General features: G+C 41.5%; 18 protein-coding genes. 3 read left to right on the top strand and 15 right to left on the bottom strand.

Features of this window, described 5'->3' with window-relative positions; genetic code table 11:
- Positions 1–369: 369 nt before the first annotated feature.
- Together L4C35_RS00090 and L4C35_RS00085 are read right to left on the bottom strand one after the other, a co-directional pair.
- Positions 370–657, bottom strand: coding sequence for a type II toxin-antitoxin system RelE/ParE family toxin (locus L4C35_RS00090; RefSeq protein ID WP_128786643.1), 288 nt, complete (start codon positions 655–657; stop codon positions 370–372).
- Positions 654–935, bottom strand: a complete 282-nt coding sequence (locus tag L4C35_RS00085) for a type II toxin-antitoxin system Phd/YefM family antitoxin (RefSeq protein ID WP_128786642.1) — start codon at positions 933–935, stop codon at positions 654–656. Before L4C35_RS00085 ends, L4C35_RS00090 begins: the two co-directional genes overlap by 4 nt.
- Before the next feature lie 890 nt (positions 936–1,825).
- On the opposite strand from L4C35_RS00085, the gene L4C35_RS00080 reads away from it, so the two are divergent.
- Positions 1,826–2,023 carry a hypothetical protein gene (locus L4C35_RS00080; protein WP_428460971.1) on the top strand — a complete coding sequence of 66 codons (198 nt, stop codon included), beginning with the start codon at positions 1,826–1,828 and terminating at the stop codon, positions 2,021–2,023.
- A 20-nt stretch (positions 2,024–2,043) separates the two neighbouring features.
- Here the strand turns inward: L4C35_RS00080 and L4C35_RS00075 are convergent, their stop codons facing one another.
- The 3 genes from L4C35_RS00075 to L4C35_RS00065 all read right to left on the bottom strand — a co-directional run bounded on the left by L4C35_RS00075 (position 2,044) and on the right by L4C35_RS00065 (position 3,730).
- Complete coding sequence (locus tag L4C35_RS00075; protein ID WP_428460970.1) at positions 2,044–2,307, bottom strand: hypothetical protein; 264 nt, start codon at positions 2,305–2,307, stop codon at positions 2,044–2,046.
- A gap of 404 nt (positions 2,308–2,711) precedes the next feature.
- On the bottom strand, positions 2,712–3,008 hold the full coding sequence (locus L4C35_RS00070) for a hypothetical protein (protein WP_428460969.1): 297 nt from the start codon (positions 3,006–3,008) through the stop codon (positions 2,712–2,714).
- A 488-nt stretch (positions 3,009–3,496) separates the two neighbouring features.
- Entirely contained in the window at positions 3,497–3,730 is a 234-nt protein-coding gene (locus L4C35_RS00065; protein ID WP_428460968.1) for a hypothetical protein, read from the bottom strand.
- 221 nt (positions 3,731–3,951) lie between these two features.
- Here L4C35_RS00065 and L4C35_RS00060 point away from each other — a divergent pair, with 221 nt between their 5' ends.
- On the top strand, positions 3,952–4,149 hold the full coding sequence (locus tag L4C35_RS00060; RefSeq protein ID WP_428460967.1) for a hypothetical protein: 198 nt from the start codon (positions 3,952–3,954) through the stop codon (positions 4,147–4,149).
- A 519-nt stretch (positions 4,150–4,668) separates the two neighbouring features.
- Here L4C35_RS00060 and L4C35_RS00055 read toward each other — a convergent pair.
- Positions 4,669–5,685 carry a DUF6161 domain-containing protein gene (locus L4C35_RS00055; RefSeq protein ID WP_428460966.1) on the bottom strand — a complete coding sequence of 339 codons (1,017 nt, stop codon included), beginning with the start codon at positions 5,683–5,685 and terminating at the stop codon, positions 4,669–4,671.
- Between the two features lie 124 nt (positions 5,686–5,809).
- Here L4C35_RS00055 and L4C35_RS00050 point away from each other — a divergent pair, with 124 nt between their 5' ends.
- Positions 5,810–6,007, top strand: a complete 198-nt coding sequence (locus L4C35_RS00050; protein WP_428460965.1) for a hypothetical protein — start codon at positions 5,810–5,812, stop codon at positions 6,005–6,007.
- 510 nt (positions 6,008–6,517) lie between these two features.
- Here L4C35_RS00050 and L4C35_RS00045 read toward each other — a convergent pair.
- The 9 genes from L4C35_RS00045 to L4C35_RS00005 form a co-directional block, all read right to left on the bottom strand.
- Positions 6,518–7,234 carry a DUF4238 domain-containing protein gene (locus L4C35_RS00045; protein ID WP_428460964.1) on the bottom strand — a complete coding sequence of 239 codons (717 nt, stop codon included), beginning with the start codon at positions 7,232–7,234 and terminating at the stop codon, positions 6,518–6,520.
- 370 nt (positions 7,235–7,604) lie between these two features.
- Positions 7,605–7,838: a hypothetical protein gene (locus L4C35_RS00040; RefSeq protein ID WP_428460963.1), complete on the bottom strand. Its 234-nt coding sequence runs from the start codon at positions 7,836–7,838 to the stop codon at positions 7,605–7,607.
- 495 nt (positions 7,839–8,333) lie between these two features.
- Positions 8,334–8,540 carry a hypothetical protein gene (locus L4C35_RS00035; RefSeq protein WP_428460962.1) on the bottom strand — a complete coding sequence of 69 codons (207 nt, stop codon included), beginning with the start codon at positions 8,538–8,540 and terminating at the stop codon, positions 8,334–8,336.
- A 515-nt stretch (positions 8,541–9,055) separates the two neighbouring features.
- The gene (locus L4C35_RS00030) at positions 9,056–9,199 is read right to left on the bottom strand and encodes a hypothetical protein (RefSeq protein ID WP_428460961.1); all 144 of its coding nucleotides are present in this window, start codon (positions 9,197–9,199) and stop codon (positions 9,056–9,058) included.
- 313 nt (positions 9,200–9,512) lie between these two features.
- Positions 9,513–10,361: a hypothetical protein gene (locus L4C35_RS00025; protein WP_428460960.1), complete on the bottom strand. Its 849-nt coding sequence runs from the start codon at positions 10,359–10,361 to the stop codon at positions 9,513–9,515.
- Positions 10,362–10,474: 113 nt separating this feature from the next.
- Positions 10,475–11,389 carry a hypothetical protein gene (locus tag L4C35_RS00020; protein ID WP_428460959.1) on the bottom strand — a complete coding sequence of 305 codons (915 nt, stop codon included), beginning with the start codon at positions 11,387–11,389 and terminating at the stop codon, positions 10,475–10,477.
- A 108-nt stretch (positions 11,390–11,497) separates the two neighbouring features.
- Positions 11,498–12,259, bottom strand: a complete 762-nt coding sequence (locus L4C35_RS00015; protein ID WP_428460958.1) for a hypothetical protein — start codon at positions 12,257–12,259, stop codon at positions 11,498–11,500.
- A 135-nt stretch (positions 12,260–12,394) separates the two neighbouring features.
- Positions 12,395–13,018, bottom strand: coding sequence for a hypothetical protein (locus L4C35_RS00010; RefSeq protein WP_428460957.1), 624 nt, complete (start codon positions 13,016–13,018; stop codon positions 12,395–12,397).
- Positions 13,019–13,056: 38 nt separating this feature from the next.
- Entirely contained in the window at positions 13,057–14,022 is a 966-nt protein-coding gene (locus L4C35_RS00005; protein ID WP_428460956.1) for a hypothetical protein, read from the bottom strand.
- Positions 14,023–14,273: the final 251 nt, after the last annotated feature.

Genomic DNA, 14,273 nt, shown 5'->3' with positions numbered 1-14,273 from the left:
CCTCGATGATGGCGCGTCAATAGCTGAGAAGTTTAAGAACATTTTAAACACCTAGTCACAACCGCCACAGCCGAACCATGGTTAAAAGCAAATACAGAAGTTGGCGCGGTTACCAGCGAACATTCACGCAAGTAGTTAAGACGTTTAAAAATAAGAATCCGCTACAAACGACGAACGAATCTTACTGCATACGGATTTCACTGGAATTGACCAACTCGCAGCGACTACGGAGTTAGGTACACAAAAAGAACTGAACCAAGTCGGGTAACGCCTACAATAAGGTGTGCCAACACGGAACTAGCCAAGCGCACTGAACTCCAAACCAAAACTGCCGAGTGTAATGCATCACCTTGATTGTTTTGTTATAACTCAAATATCATCAGGTGTTAAAAGTTGGCGACAATTACGTACAGTTAAGATTTGTACGTCCAATGTGACTTTGTAGATAATCCGATAGTAACCAAAAATTATCTCACGATAATGACCATGGGAAAGCTCAGGAACTATACGCCCCATTTCAGGTTGAGAACCAATAGCTTCAGCTTTATCGAAAACATCGTTTACCCATTTTTCAGCCGCCGGTGGATTATCTAATGAAATGAACTCTGCGATTTGACTTAACTTTTCAAGGGCTAGTGGTGACCATACAACATTCATTTCTTGATGCGTCCCAATACTTGAGCGCGAGCATCTACATTCGATACACCTAAACCACTTGCAAGTTGAGCTTCAGCTTTTTGAATTTCTTCTAGTAACTCAATTTTTTCCTGCATTGCCTCATATTCAGCAACATCAAGCACGACAGCTACACCTTTGCCTCTTTGAGTTATAACTAACGGACGACGAGTTTCGTTGATCTGGCGAATGTAAGAAGCAACACCTGCACGGAACTCAGATAACGGTTGTATGTCTTGATCGAAACGGATACGACTCATATTGCACCTTTAGTTGTACTTAATTTTGTACTAATTGTAGTCCAAGCTAAAGGTATGAGCAAGATTCAAGAATGAGTTATAACGCCTTGGCATAAGGTGCGCCAACGCTGAACTTACAAAACCAAATACACTTCAAACCAAAACCGCCGAGTGTCAGGCGTCACCTTAATGCCTTTGTTACTCGGCCTTTTGACTTGGCTTAAGCAGCTTGCCTGCCATGATGAAGTGCAATTAAAAAGTGCGCTGATTAAGCGCGACAAACACCCCACTCAAGGCAGATAAATTCAAAACTATAACCACGAAAATTACTGCGCGTTTACCCACAAAATAGCGGCTACGATGATGTTAGCACTATGGTTTACCTAGAAAAGATGAGCCAGAAACGCTCGCCAATATTGATTAAAAGGCAGCCCAAGCTAAAGCCGCGAACATCGTCCACAATTTTACTGTTTTCGGCAACCACCAAAATGTAACCACTTCCCTGCCAACGCACCGACCACAATATTGAAAGCGGCTTTCCTCGATGATGGTGCGGCAATAGCTGAGAAGTTTAAGAACTGGGAGTACGCAGAGCATCAACCGCCACGGCCGAACCATGGCTAATACCAACTACAGATGTTGGCGCGGTTACCAGCGAACATTCACGCAAGTCGTTGAGACGTTTAAAAATAAGAAGCCGCTATGAACAACGAACGAATCTTACTGCATACGGATTTCACTGAAATTGACCAACTCATAGCGACTGCGGAGTAAAGTACACAAAAAGAACTCAACCTAGTCTAGTAACGCTCGCCATAATACGCCACAACGTATTACGAACATGTTGATAGACCACCGAAAACACCACAGCCAATTCAGACCTAGAATGCCGAGCGTTGGTGGTCGTATTAATGGCTTTGTTACCCGGCCGTTCGACTTGGGTGAAGCAGCTTGCCTGCCATGATGAAGTGCAGTTAAAGACCGCACGGATTAAGCGCGACAAACACTCAACTCAAAGCAGTCAAATTCAAAACTATAACCACAGAAATTACTGCGCGTTTACCCACAAAATAGCGGCTACGATGAAGTTAGCACTATGGTTTACCTAGAAAAGATGAACCAGAAACGTTCACCAATATTGATAACAACGCAGCCCAAACCAAAGCCGCGAACATCGCCCACAATTAGACTGTTTTCGGCAACCACCAAAATGTAACCACTTCCCTGCCAACGCACCGACCAAAATATTGAAAGCGGCTATCCTCGATGATGGTGCGGCAATAGCTGAGAAATTTAAGAACAAGTGAGTACGCGGAGTATCAACCGCCACGGCCGAACCATTGTTAAAACCAAATAGATAAGTTTGCGCGGTTATCAGCGAACGTTCACGCAAGTCGTTGAGACGTTTAAAAACAAGAAGCCGCTACAAACGACGAACGATTCTAGCTGCATACGGATTTGTCTGGAATTGACCAACTCGCAGCGACAGCGGAGTAAAGTAAGCAAAAAGAACTCAACCACGTCGGGTAACGCTGGCATAAGGTGCGCCAACGCTGAACTTACAAAACCAAATACACTTCAAACCAAAACTGCCGAGTGTTAAGCGTCACCTTAATGCCATTGTTACCCGGCCGTTCGACTTGGCTAAAGCAGCTTGCCTGCCATGATGAAATGCAATTGAAAACTGCGCTGATTCAGCGCGACAAACACCCAACTCAAGGCAGATAAATTCAAAACTATAACCACGAAAATTACTGCGCGTTTACCCACAAAATAGCGGCAGCGATGAAGTTAGCACTATGGTTTACCTAGAAAAGATGAGCCAGAAACGTGCACGAATACGGATAAAAAGGCAGCCAAATTCAAGCCGCGAACATCGCCCGCAATTTGATTGCTACGGCAACCACCAAAATGTAACCACTTCCCTACCAGCGCACCGACCACAATATTGAAAGCGGCTATCCTCAAAACTGGTGCGGCAATAGCTGAGAAATTTAAGAACCAGTGAGTACGCGGAATAATAACCGCCACGGCCGAACCATGGTAAAAACCAAATACAGAAGTTGGCGCGGTGACCAGCGAACATTCACACAAGTCATTGAGGAATTTAAAAATAAGAAGCCGCTACAAACGACGAACGATTCTTACTGCATACGAATTTGTCTGGAATTGACCAACTCACAACGACAGCGGAGTTAGGTACACAAAAAGAACTGAACCTAGTCGGGTAACGCTTGCCATAATACGCCACAACGTATTACGAGCATGTTGATAGACCACCGAAAACACCATAGCCAATTCAGACCTAGAATGCCGAGCGTTGGTGGTCGTATTAATGGCCTTGTTACCCGGCCGTTTTACTTGGGTTAAGCAGCTTGCCTGCCATGATGAAATGCAGTTAAAAAATGCGCTGATTAAGCGCGGCAAACAGCTAACTCAAGGCTGACAAATTCAAAACTATAACCACGAAAATTACTGCGCGTTTACCCACAAAATAGCGGCTACGATGAAGCTAGCACTATGGTTTATCTAGAAAAAACGAACCAGAATCGTGCGCGAATACGGATAAAAAGGCAGCCAAACTAAAGCCGCGAACATCGCCCACAATTAGACTGTTTACGGCAACCACCAAAATGTAACCACTTCCCTGCCAACGCACCGACCACAATATTGAAAGCGGCTATCCTCGAAACTGGTGCGGTAATGGCTGAGAAATTTAAGAACTGGTGAGAACACGGAGTATCAACCGCCACGGCCGAACCATGGTTAAAACCCAATACAGAAGTTGGCGCGGTGACCAGTGAACATTCACGCAAGTCGTTGAGACGTTTAAAAACAAGAAGCCGCTACAAACGAGGAGCGATTCTTACTGCATACAGATTTATATGGAATTGACCAACTCACAGCAACAGCGGAGTTAAGTACACAAAAAGAACTGAACCAAGTCGGGTAACGCTGGCATAAGGTGCGCCAACGCATTACTTACAAAACCAAATACACTTCAAACCAAAACCGCCGAGTGTTAAGCGTCACCTTAATGCCATTGTTACCCGGCCGTTCGACTTGGCTAAAGCAGCTTGTCTGCCATGATGAAATGCAATTAAAAACTGCTCAAGTTAAGCGTGACAAGCACCCAACTAGAGGCAGTCAAATTCAACACTATAACCACGTAAACTACTGCGCGTTTACCCACAAAATAGCGGCTGCGATGAAGTTAGCACTATGGTTTACCTAGAAAAGATGCACCAGAAACGTGCGCGAATACGGATAAAAAGGCAGCAAAACTAAAGCCGCGAACATCGCCCACAATCTAACTGCTTACGGCAACCACCAAAATGTAACCACTTCCCTGCCCACGCACCGACCACAATATTGAAAGCGGCATTCCTCGGTGATGGTGCGGCAATAGCTGAGAAATTTAAGAACTGAGAGTACGCAGAGCATCAACCGCCACGGCCGAACCATGGTAAAAGCCCAATACAGAAGTTGGCGCGGTTACCAACGAACATTCACGCAAGTCGTTGAGACGTTTAAAAATAAGAAGCCGCTATGAACGACGTATAATTCTAACCGCATACGAATTTATCTGGAATTGCCCAATTCACAGCGACAGCGGAGTAAAGTAAGTAAAAAGAACTCAACCAAGTCGGGTAACGCTTGCAATAAGGTGTGCCCCACAGAACCTGCAAAACACACCGAACACTATACCAAAACCGCCGAATGTAACGCATCACCTTGATTGCTTTGTTAAATTTTATCCATCGAGTTTCATCGATGTTTTGGGTAGTAACTCAATAATCGAACGGCCTGCTGATTGCTGCGATGAACTACTTTCATTTTTGATATAGCCTGTATCTTGAGGTGAGAATATACAGGAAGCCGCATGATTCAACACAATGTCTTTCGTTTCTTCTGATGCAGCAGCATCAGTAAGTGCCTTATAAGTCATAAGAGCATTCTGTCTGTGCTTATTCACAATCGCATTATGTTTATGTGACAGGAAATTTTTTGCAGCTAGAAACAACAAATACGCAATAACACCGAATATTAAGACTTTACTAGTAATTAACTGTACAGCTTGCAAGCTGTCTTCGGGCTTAAACCAAGCAATTTTATGAATAAATAGCGTGCAAAAAGCGTATATTCCCAAAGCTATAGCTGCATGAATTGTTTTTGTCTTCCAATATTCTGCTGATTTTTCATGAGCTTCAGCTTCATCTTTAAAGTATATTGCCTGTTGAGATACCCCCTGCTCAGCAGCAACTTTGCGAACATCTGCCAGCACATCCTGAGCTTGCTCCTGATGAAGAGCTAAATCTTCTGTTATTTTACCTGCGTTATCTTTTACCGACTGTAGCATTGCTCGCGCATCATTTTCCATTCGCTGGAAATCTACAGACTTACTTACACCATAGGAAATAAAAGGATATAAACGATTAAAAGCACCATCATAAGCAGATTCAATCTGAGAAATGATCGAATCCCTATTACCACTAGGATTATCGATATTGTTTGGTTGAAAATCTAACGCTTGTTCAAAGCGGCTATAATCAGCATCAGATTGACTTTTTAATTGACTAAGCATTGAATCAGGGAAATCATCCAAAGCTGATAACGACAACTGCCGATATAACCGAATTACTTTAGCTGCAGGCTCAACAGCTTTCAAAAAATCAAAGTGCTGGCCTAACTCACTAGATCTTGCAAGTGTTTGCGCATCAAAACTTTGCATCCGTTCGAAAGATTCTCTTGCTTCTTCCAATATGCTCATTATTACCTCTTAATTAATGGTAACACTATAAAATTTAACGCCTTGGCATAAGGTGCGCCAACGCATTACTTACAAAACCAAATACACTTCAAACCAAAACCGCCGAGTGTCAGGCGTCACATTAATGCCATTGTTACCCGACCGTTTGACTTGGGTTAAGCAGCTTGCCTGCCATGATGAAGTGAAGTTAAAGACCGCACGGATTAAGCGCGACAAACACTCAACTCAAAGCAGACAAATTCAAAACTATAACCACGATAATTACTGCGCGTTTACCCACAAAATAGCGGCTACGATGAAGTTAGCACTATGGTTTAACTAGTAAAGATGAACCAGAAACGCTCGCCAATATTGATTAAAAGGCAGCCCAACTAAAGCCGCGAACCACGCCCACAATTCTATTTCTTTCGGCAACCACCAAAATGTAACCACTTCCCTGCCAGCGCACCGACCACATTATTGAAAGCGGCATTCCTCGATGATGGCACGACAATAGCTGAGAAGTTTAAGAACATTTTAAACACCTAGTCACAACCGCCACAGCCGAACCATGGTTAAAACCAATACAGAAGTTGGCGCGGTTATCAGCGAACATTCACGCAAGTCGTTGAGACGTTTAAAAATAAGAAGCCGCTATGAACACGAACAATTCTTACTGCATACGAATTTATCTGGAATTGACCAGCTCACAGCGACAGCGGGGTTAAGTACACAAAAAGAACTCAACCAAGTCGGGTAACGCTTGGCATAAGGTGCGCCACGACCAACTAACCAAGCCCACTGAACTCCAAACCAAAACCGCCGAGTGTAACGCGTCACCTTGATGCCTTTGTTAGGTGCGTTCAATAACACCCACGATTAACGAAGGATCGCGTGCAAATACTCGGCTATGTGAGTTGCTATAGATCATTCGGTTTATGCATTTAACCATTTCATCTGCATCAGATGGGAATTTCTTAATGTTATCTGGGTAAGTAGCTAGGAAGAAGTGCTTGGGGCTCAATGGAAAAAGAACGAAACACTCAGGGTTAAGAAGGTTATTAGGGCTAAAAATCACAGGATTATCTCCTGTGATTAACTCATATTTTGACTTTAACTCACCAACTACCCAGACCATCTTTCGTAAGTCGCTAACAGCATTTTCATTAACTGACGCTTTAACTATTGCTTCACGAACTAGTTCATCTGAAACATGTTTATATTGTTTGGTGCTACGATCAATTTTCTCAGGAATTCGTACAATCTGAGCCAAAACAAACTTTGCCCATAATTCGTGGTTTTCTTCACCGATATTATGTTGGCTTATACCCTCAAACTTACGATCATTAAGTAGCTCTGCGACAAATCTAGAGCATGCCGTATCAAGAGGCTTGTAAAAAATACCCTCCTGCTCTTGATATAAACCTCGCTTATAGCCAACACCTTTTGTTGCAAAAGGCTTCCAAATAAGGTCATCGGGATTTCTATCTATACGGCTACACTGAAGAAAACCATCGATGCACCAGTTTTTCAAGTAAAAGCGGGGAACGAAATGGTCTTTATTATTCATGTACTAGAAACCTCACTGATTACAAGAAAGGCACCTAACGCTGGCATAAGGTGCGCCAACGCAATACTTACAAAACCAAATACACTTCAAACCAAAACCGCCGAGTGTCAGGCGTCACCTTAATGCCTTTGTTACTAGGCCTATCGGCTTAGCTTAAGCAGCTTGCCTGCCATGATGAAGTGAAACTAAAAACTGCGCTGATTCAGCGCGACAAACACCTAACTCAAGGTAAACAAATTCAAAACTATAACCACAAAAATCACTGCGCGTTTACCCACAAAATAGCGGCTACGATGAAGTTAGCACTATGGTTTACCTAGAAAAGATGAATTAGAAACGCTCGCCAACATTGATAAAAAGGCAGCCCAAACTAAAGCCGCGAACAACACCTACAATTTAATTGTTTACGGCATCCACCAAAATGTAACCACTTCCCTACCAACGCACCGACCACAACATTGAAAGCGGCTATCCTCGATGATGGCGCGGCAATAGCTAAGAAATTTAAGAACTGGTAAGTACACGGAGTATCAACCGCCACGGCCGAACCATGGTTAAAACCCAATAAAGAAGTTGGCGCGGTTACCAGCGAACATTCACGCAAGCCGTTGAGACGTTTAAAAACAAGAAACCGCTATGAACAAAGAACGATTCTAACTGCATACGGATTTATCTGGAATTGACCAACGCACAGCGACTGCTAAGTTAAGTACACAAAAAGAACTCAACCTAGTCTAGTAACGCTGGCATAAGGTGCGCCAACGCTGAACTTACAAAACCAAATACACTTCAAACCAAAACCGCCGAGTGTCAGGCGTCACCTTAATGCCTTTGTTACTAGGCCTATCGACTTAGCTTAAGCAGCTTGCCTGCCATGATGAAGTGAAATGAAAAAGTACGCTGATTAAGCGCGACAAACACCCCACTCAAAGCAGACAAATTCAAAACTATAACCACGAAAATTACTGCGCGTTTACCCACAAAACAGCGGCTACGATGATGTTAGCACTATGGTTTACCTAGAAAAAATGCACCAGAAGCGCGTGTAATATTGATTAAAAGGCAGCCCAGATTCAAGCCGCGAACAACACCCGCGATTCTATTTGTTTCGGCTACCACCAAAATGTAACCACAGGTATGCCAACGCACCGACCACATTATTGAAAGCGGCTATCCTCGATAATGGTGCGGCAATAGCTGAGAAATTTAAGAACTGGTGAGAACACGGAGTATCAACCGCCACGGCCGAACCATGGTTAAAACCCAATACAGAAGTTGGCGCGGTGACCAGTGAACATTCACGCAAACAGTTGAGACGTTTAAAAATAAGAAGCCGCTATGAACGACGAACGATTCTAACTGCATACGAATTTATCTGGAATTGACCAACTCACAGCGACTGCGGAGTTAAGTACACAAAAAGAACTCAACCTAGTCTAGTAACGCTCGCCATAATACGCCACAACGCATTACGATAATGTTGATAGACCACCGAAAACACTAAAACCAATTCATACCTAGAATGCCGAGCGTTGGTGGTCGTATTAATGGCCTTGTTACCCGGCCGTTTGACTTGGCCAAAGCAGCTTGCCTGCCATGATGAAGTGCAATTAAAAACTGCGCTGATTAGCGCGACAAACACCTAATTCAAGGCAGACAAATTCAAAACTATAACCACGGAAATTACTGCGTGTTTACCCACAAAATAGCGGCAACGATGACGTTAGCACTATGGTTTACCTAGTGAAGCCGCAYTTTATATTTACGATAAAATTGATAACAACGCAGCCCAAACTAAAGCCGCGAACATCACGCACAATTTTACGGCTTACGGCAACCACCAAAATGTAACCACTTCCCTGCCAACGCACCAACCACAATATTGAAAGCGGCTATCCTCGAAAATGGTGAGGCAATAGCCGAGAAATTTAAGAACTGGCGAACACACGGAGCATCAACCGCCACGGCCGAACCATGGTAAAAACCAAATACAGAAGTTAGCGCGGTGACCAGCGAACATTCACGCCAGTCGTTGAGAAGTTTAAAAATAAGAAGCCGCTATGAACGACGAACGATTCTAACTGCATACGGATTTATCTGGAATTGACCAATTCACAGCGACAGCGGAGTTAAGTACACAAAAAGAACTCAACCAAGTCGGGTAACGCTCGCCATAATACGCCACAACGTATTACGATAATGTTGATAGACCACAGAAAACACCACAGCCAATTTAGACCTAGAATGCCGAGCGTTGGTGGTCGTATTGATGGCTTTGTTAAATGTCTATAACACGACTTCTGATTTCTTCAATTTTATGATCAACGTAAACATTAGTGTTTAATACCCAACCTTCTACGCTATTATGCAAACTATCATAGACGCTAGTACCATCATCTTTTTTGCAAAGAGAAAGTGTTCCATTATCGTCGATCAATTCAATTTCTACTCGATATAATGGTTGTCCATTCACATCCTGTTGAGCCCAATCATTAATATGATAAATCGTTGTCAATAATTCGATTAACCCTTCGTGATGCAGGTTCATCCTATTATTAAACATTAGGTACTCCACATATTTATTCAATGCTCTTCTATGCGCTATATGCAGACGCCTCAGACGAAGCCTTTGCTCAAAACTATGTCCAACAAAATTCGCACGATCAAATGCGGACTCTAGATTGCTCCAAGAAAGATTTAAGTCATCAATATACTTTTGAAAATGATCAATCTGAACTTGTTTAATAGCATGGGGGCTTTCTAAGACCCCCTGAAGTAACTCATTAAGGGTTTGGTTTTTCTTGTATGCTTCAGCAGTAAATCTTCTATGCCAATCATTAAGACATACCTTTAACTCTTTAGCCTCTGCAAGTTCAATGTCTATAGACATTTGTTGCTTCCAAATATTAGAAGCCTTTTCTGAGATTTTCGCAGACTCAGATGCAGCATAAGCTGCATATGCAGTGCCTATAGCGGCAAAACCAGTAAAGATAGTTGTAAGAAATGAGAGTACATTTGGCGTTTTGCTCTCTAACCAAAGAGCCCATAGTCCTCCAATTCCGATAAGGAATGCAGTTACTGCAGCAACAAGAAATTTCAATTTTTCACCTGTTTTAAAACTAGACATTTAACGCCTTGGCATAAGGTGCGCCAACGCTGAACTTACTAAACCAAATACACTTCAAACCAAAACCGCCGAGTGTTAAGCGTCACCTTAATGCCTTTGTTAAGCGCTTGATATTAAAGATTTCTAATGTGTTTTTTTATCATCCTAGCCATCGGTAATACAACACTTTCGAAACCGCTCTTCATTACTTCAACATTTTGTAATGAATGAGTATCAGCCCAACGCACAGTATCATCTGGGTAAGGATCAACAATCACAATTTTTGCATTACTAGAAGATAATGAATCCCAAATATGATTGTCATGCTCAACGTATTTAACACCAACTACAAAAATCAGGTTTGATTGACTTACAGCTTCAACATATTTCCTTTGTATATTATTAATCAGCTCATTGTTAATGACTATCCGTTTACCTTTTTGATAGAGAGCTAACACAGGGCTCAAGTCACTATTCCTAGGGTTTGCACACCACTTTTTGATTTCTTCATGACTACCAGCAGCTTTTGTTTCTAAACCTTCAAAATACACGCCACCACCTTTAATTACATTACCTGATATATTCCACCCAGTAGGTAATTGTGGTAGAAAATTAGATGAACCATGTGGCTTTAGCAGAGAAACACCTTTTCCATCAGCATTATAATCTACGTTATAACCATTAATTGATATTGCTTGTTCAATTAGTAAATCATAGTTCAAAGTAGCTATTGTAATTTCTGATAGATCAGCCCTTATTTTATTAAATAGGCGAGCGTAAGCATTATCGTTTTTAATTGAAAACTTAGATAGATAACAAGCCATCTCTTTTTGCATCGGGGTTATGTTTCTACTGTCATCTTCGATACTTGCCATACCTGATTCGAAGCCATGATCAATAAATTTTGCTTTAATTTCACCATTCAGTTTTGAGAAATTTCCACCTTGTTCGTTTAATTTGAAAAATAAATCATTCCCTAATGGTGGTGCATACGGAGAGCAACCACCAGACCCAAAACTTGCACCAGCTCCAAATAAAATAGTTACCATTACATCTCCATAATTAAATTAAAGCGCTTAACGCCTGCAATAAGGTGTACGCCCACTAAATCTACAAAGCGCACCGAACTCCGAACCAAAACCGCCGAGTGTAACGTATCACCTTGATTGCTTTGTTAAATTTCTATTTTCCATGATCTGGGTTATCCGCTTCGTTCGATAGTTAAGAAGCTGAGTCGTTCTTGCTTTCCAGTCGCTAGGTAACTTCGGTTCATTCCATTTTAGTGAAGAGTACCAATCCGGCACCAAATTTTCTTTGAACCCACTACGCCCATTCAGCGGAGTCTCTCCGTATAACTCAATATAACGCATATAAAATGCAGACTTAATTGCTTCTGAATTATCAGTTGGTCTCACTGTACCTTTGGGTAATAGAACAACATTACAAGCACATGAGAAGTCACCATAAGGGTTTAAATTATCATTATAGGTACTGAAGAATTTCCTCTCCAACTCTATCTCTGAATCTTTATGAGTGAATATATGAGCTAACTCAAATTCAGATAAACCAGTTTCTTTCCAGTTTGGACCACTGTATCCCTTATTATTGGTCAGGTAACACCATAAATGACGAGGGAAAGTATTATCATCAATTATTGCTTGATAGCTTTCATTGAATGCTCGTTTTTTACCTTTACCACTTATATACCGTTTTACCCCAGGGAAGACGCAGGAAGAACCATCAAACAGATAATTATCAAGCTCAATCTTCCCTTCGAATATGGACTTAAAGTATCCATATTCAGCTAAATTTCTTTCTTGTATAAGTTCGACAACTGCAGGATGAACATGAAATGCCAAATTAGATAGAATACTACAGATATCTTTCTCGTATAACTTAACTTTATTTTCAATATACATGAATCATCCACTAGAAATTTAACGCTTGCCATAATACGCCACAACGTATTACGCTAATGTTGATAGGCCACCGAAAACACCACAGCCAATTCAGACCTAGAATGCCGAGCGTTGATGGTCGTATTGATGGCTTTGTTATGAAGCAGGCTCTTCGTCTTCAGGCTGTGACAATGACCACCCAGCTACGTACAAAATATGTTTATCTTTTGTATTTTTTTGCTCCGTATGCAAGTCAATAACAACATCTTCTGACTTGACTTTAGGCAAAGTAATTACTGATTCGAGTCCCAACCCAATTCTAGGTAAATTTTTCCTCGATTCTATAATGTCTTCAATCGTGGGCTTCTTAATTTGATAAGATTTCTTTTTAGCTGATTTACGTACTCGCTTATGAATAGCTCTTTTAAGCTTTCTTTTCTTAGCCTCTTCAAAATCAATACTATCAATCAAAGTCTTAAGTTCACCCAAAATAGTAATATTTACTCGCTTAGAGACAGGTAGCGATTTAACCTTGCCATAAAAATTACGAATTTTAAGTTTCTCTTTCTTTGACAAAATAAACTGATTGCTAGAAGTCAATTTTGCTAAAAACGAATTATAACTTGACATAGAGCGTTCGTTACTAATTACACCTATCACATCACTTATTTCCACGAGACCTCCTGCTTCATAACGCCCAATTAAGGTGTGAAGCACGCAACCACGACACTCAATTTGACCACCGTAAACACCGAACTCAACCCAAACCAAAAATGCCAAGCGTGCTGAATCACTCTTAAATTGCTTGTTATACGAAATTAGCGCGCAAAATAGGCGGATTCGCAGTCCCAAACAACCTTTAATTTCTCGTCGATATGCGGAGCTAACATATCTTCAACGTTCCATATTGGTGACTTTCGTGTGTAAAAACAGCTTTCGTATTGGGAATATAAAGGCTTGTCAAAGATCTTAGAACCATATTGCGCTTCCAATAAGATGTGAATTGCAGCAATTGCATTTACCATTGCTTCAATAGATGCTTGGTCAAAGCTACCTCCACGATCATGCTTAGACGCATTATAGGCTGAGTACCAAAATAGACTTTGAGTTGGCTTTTTTTCATCCCATGATGCGAAAGGCTTAATACGCCCTAATTTAGGATGCATTTTAAGTTCAACTTCATAATCTGATAGTTTGTAAACACTTAAAAGAGATACGAAGTCACTCGTTCTATACTGCCGCTTTTCTTCATAGCCATTTGTCTTCAATGCTTGTAAAAACAAATACTCGACCTCTGTACATGCTACAGTAAGCACTTCACGGATTCGATGCCCATAAGTAGTAATGTTCTCTTTCACTGGTTCTACTACTTTGAAAATATCTTCCATTGTGTCGATGATATTGTAAAAAGCTCGCAGCTCATCCATAAATGAACTCGACGAAATTTGGTGTAGATACAAATTGGAAGTGTCACGATTGATCCTAGGAAAATACGTTCCAGGTCGATAGGCACTTTCATGAAACTCAATGATATTTGGGGAGACACTTTCACAGTGTTCCCACAAAAAGTAGCTAACAGCTTTACTAATAGGGTGCTCATGTGAAGATTCGGGAGCCCCATCACGCCCGGATTCTATATATTGCTCCCACTTCGACCAATTTTTGAACTCACAAATTGGGAAATACTCAGATGAAACATAGAGTTTGCAGTCATCTCCATTACGTTGGAAGTAGCCTACACTGCCACTATTTGTTTTAAATATATATGATTTCATAATTTCCATTTCGTATAACGCCTTGCTAAGGTGCGGCTAAACCACTAGACCCGAGCAAAACCACCTTAATCACTAAACTCAACTGAACCAAAAATGCCAAAGGTTAGCCGTCACTCTTAAGCAATTTGTTATAAGCACCTGCCTGTGGATAGAAAATGAACCCAGTCATTTCTGCCTCGCTTTTGGGCTTCACTTACTGCACTTTCAACATCATACGTTACTTTATGGAAAACAACGTCCCACTTACACGTCCCACTTAC

The organism is Photobacterium kagoshimensis, assembly GCF_050337045.1.
GTDB lineage: Bacteria > Pseudomonadota > Gammaproteobacteria > Enterobacterales > Vibrionaceae > Photobacterium > Photobacterium kagoshimensis.
The sequence above is the reverse complement of the archived record's forward strand: the minus strand, read 5'-3'. Positions and strand labels throughout refer to the sequence as shown.

Bases quoted from the DNA above. Each gene is read 5' to 3' on its own strand.
- L4C35_RS00090 (WP_128786643.1), bottom strand. From the start codon at position 657: ATGAATGTTGTATGGTCACCACTAGCCCTTGAAAAGTTAAGTCAAATC.
- L4C35_RS00085 (WP_128786642.1), bottom strand. From the start codon at position 935: ATGAGTCGTATCCGTTTCGATCAAGACATACAACCGTTATCTGAGTTC.
- L4C35_RS00080 (WP_428460971.1), top strand. From the start codon at position 1,826: ATGGCTTTGTTACCCGGCCGTTCGACTTGGGTGAAGCAGCTTGCCTGC.
- L4C35_RS00060 (WP_428460967.1), top strand. From the start codon at position 3,952: ATGCCATTGTTACCCGGCCGTTCGACTTGGCTAAAGCAGCTTGTCTGC.
- L4C35_RS00055 (WP_428460966.1), bottom strand. From the start codon at position 5,685: ATGAGCATATTGGAAGAAGCAAGAGAATCTTTCGAACGGATGCAAAGT.
- L4C35_RS00050 (WP_428460965.1), top strand. From the start codon at position 5,810: ATGCCATTGTTACCCGACCGTTTGACTTGGGTTAAGCAGCTTGCCTGC.
- L4C35_RS00045 (WP_428460964.1), bottom strand. From the start codon at position 7,234: ATGAATAATAAAGACCATTTCGTTCCCCGCTTTTACTTGAAAAACTGG.
- L4C35_RS00025 (WP_428460960.1), bottom strand. From the start codon at position 10,361: ATGTCTAGTTTTAAAACAGGTGAAAAATTGAAATTTCTTGTTGCTGCA.
- L4C35_RS00020 (WP_428460959.1), bottom strand. From the start codon at position 11,389: ATGGTAACTATTTTATTTGGAGCTGGTGCAAGTTTTGGGTCTGGTGGT.
- L4C35_RS00015 (WP_428460958.1), bottom strand. From the start codon at position 12,259: ATGTATATTGAAAATAAAGTTAAGTTATACGAGAAAGATATCTGTAGT.
- L4C35_RS00005 (WP_428460956.1), bottom strand. From the start codon at position 14,022: ATGGAAATTATGAAATCATATATATTTAAAACAAATAGTGGCAGTGTA.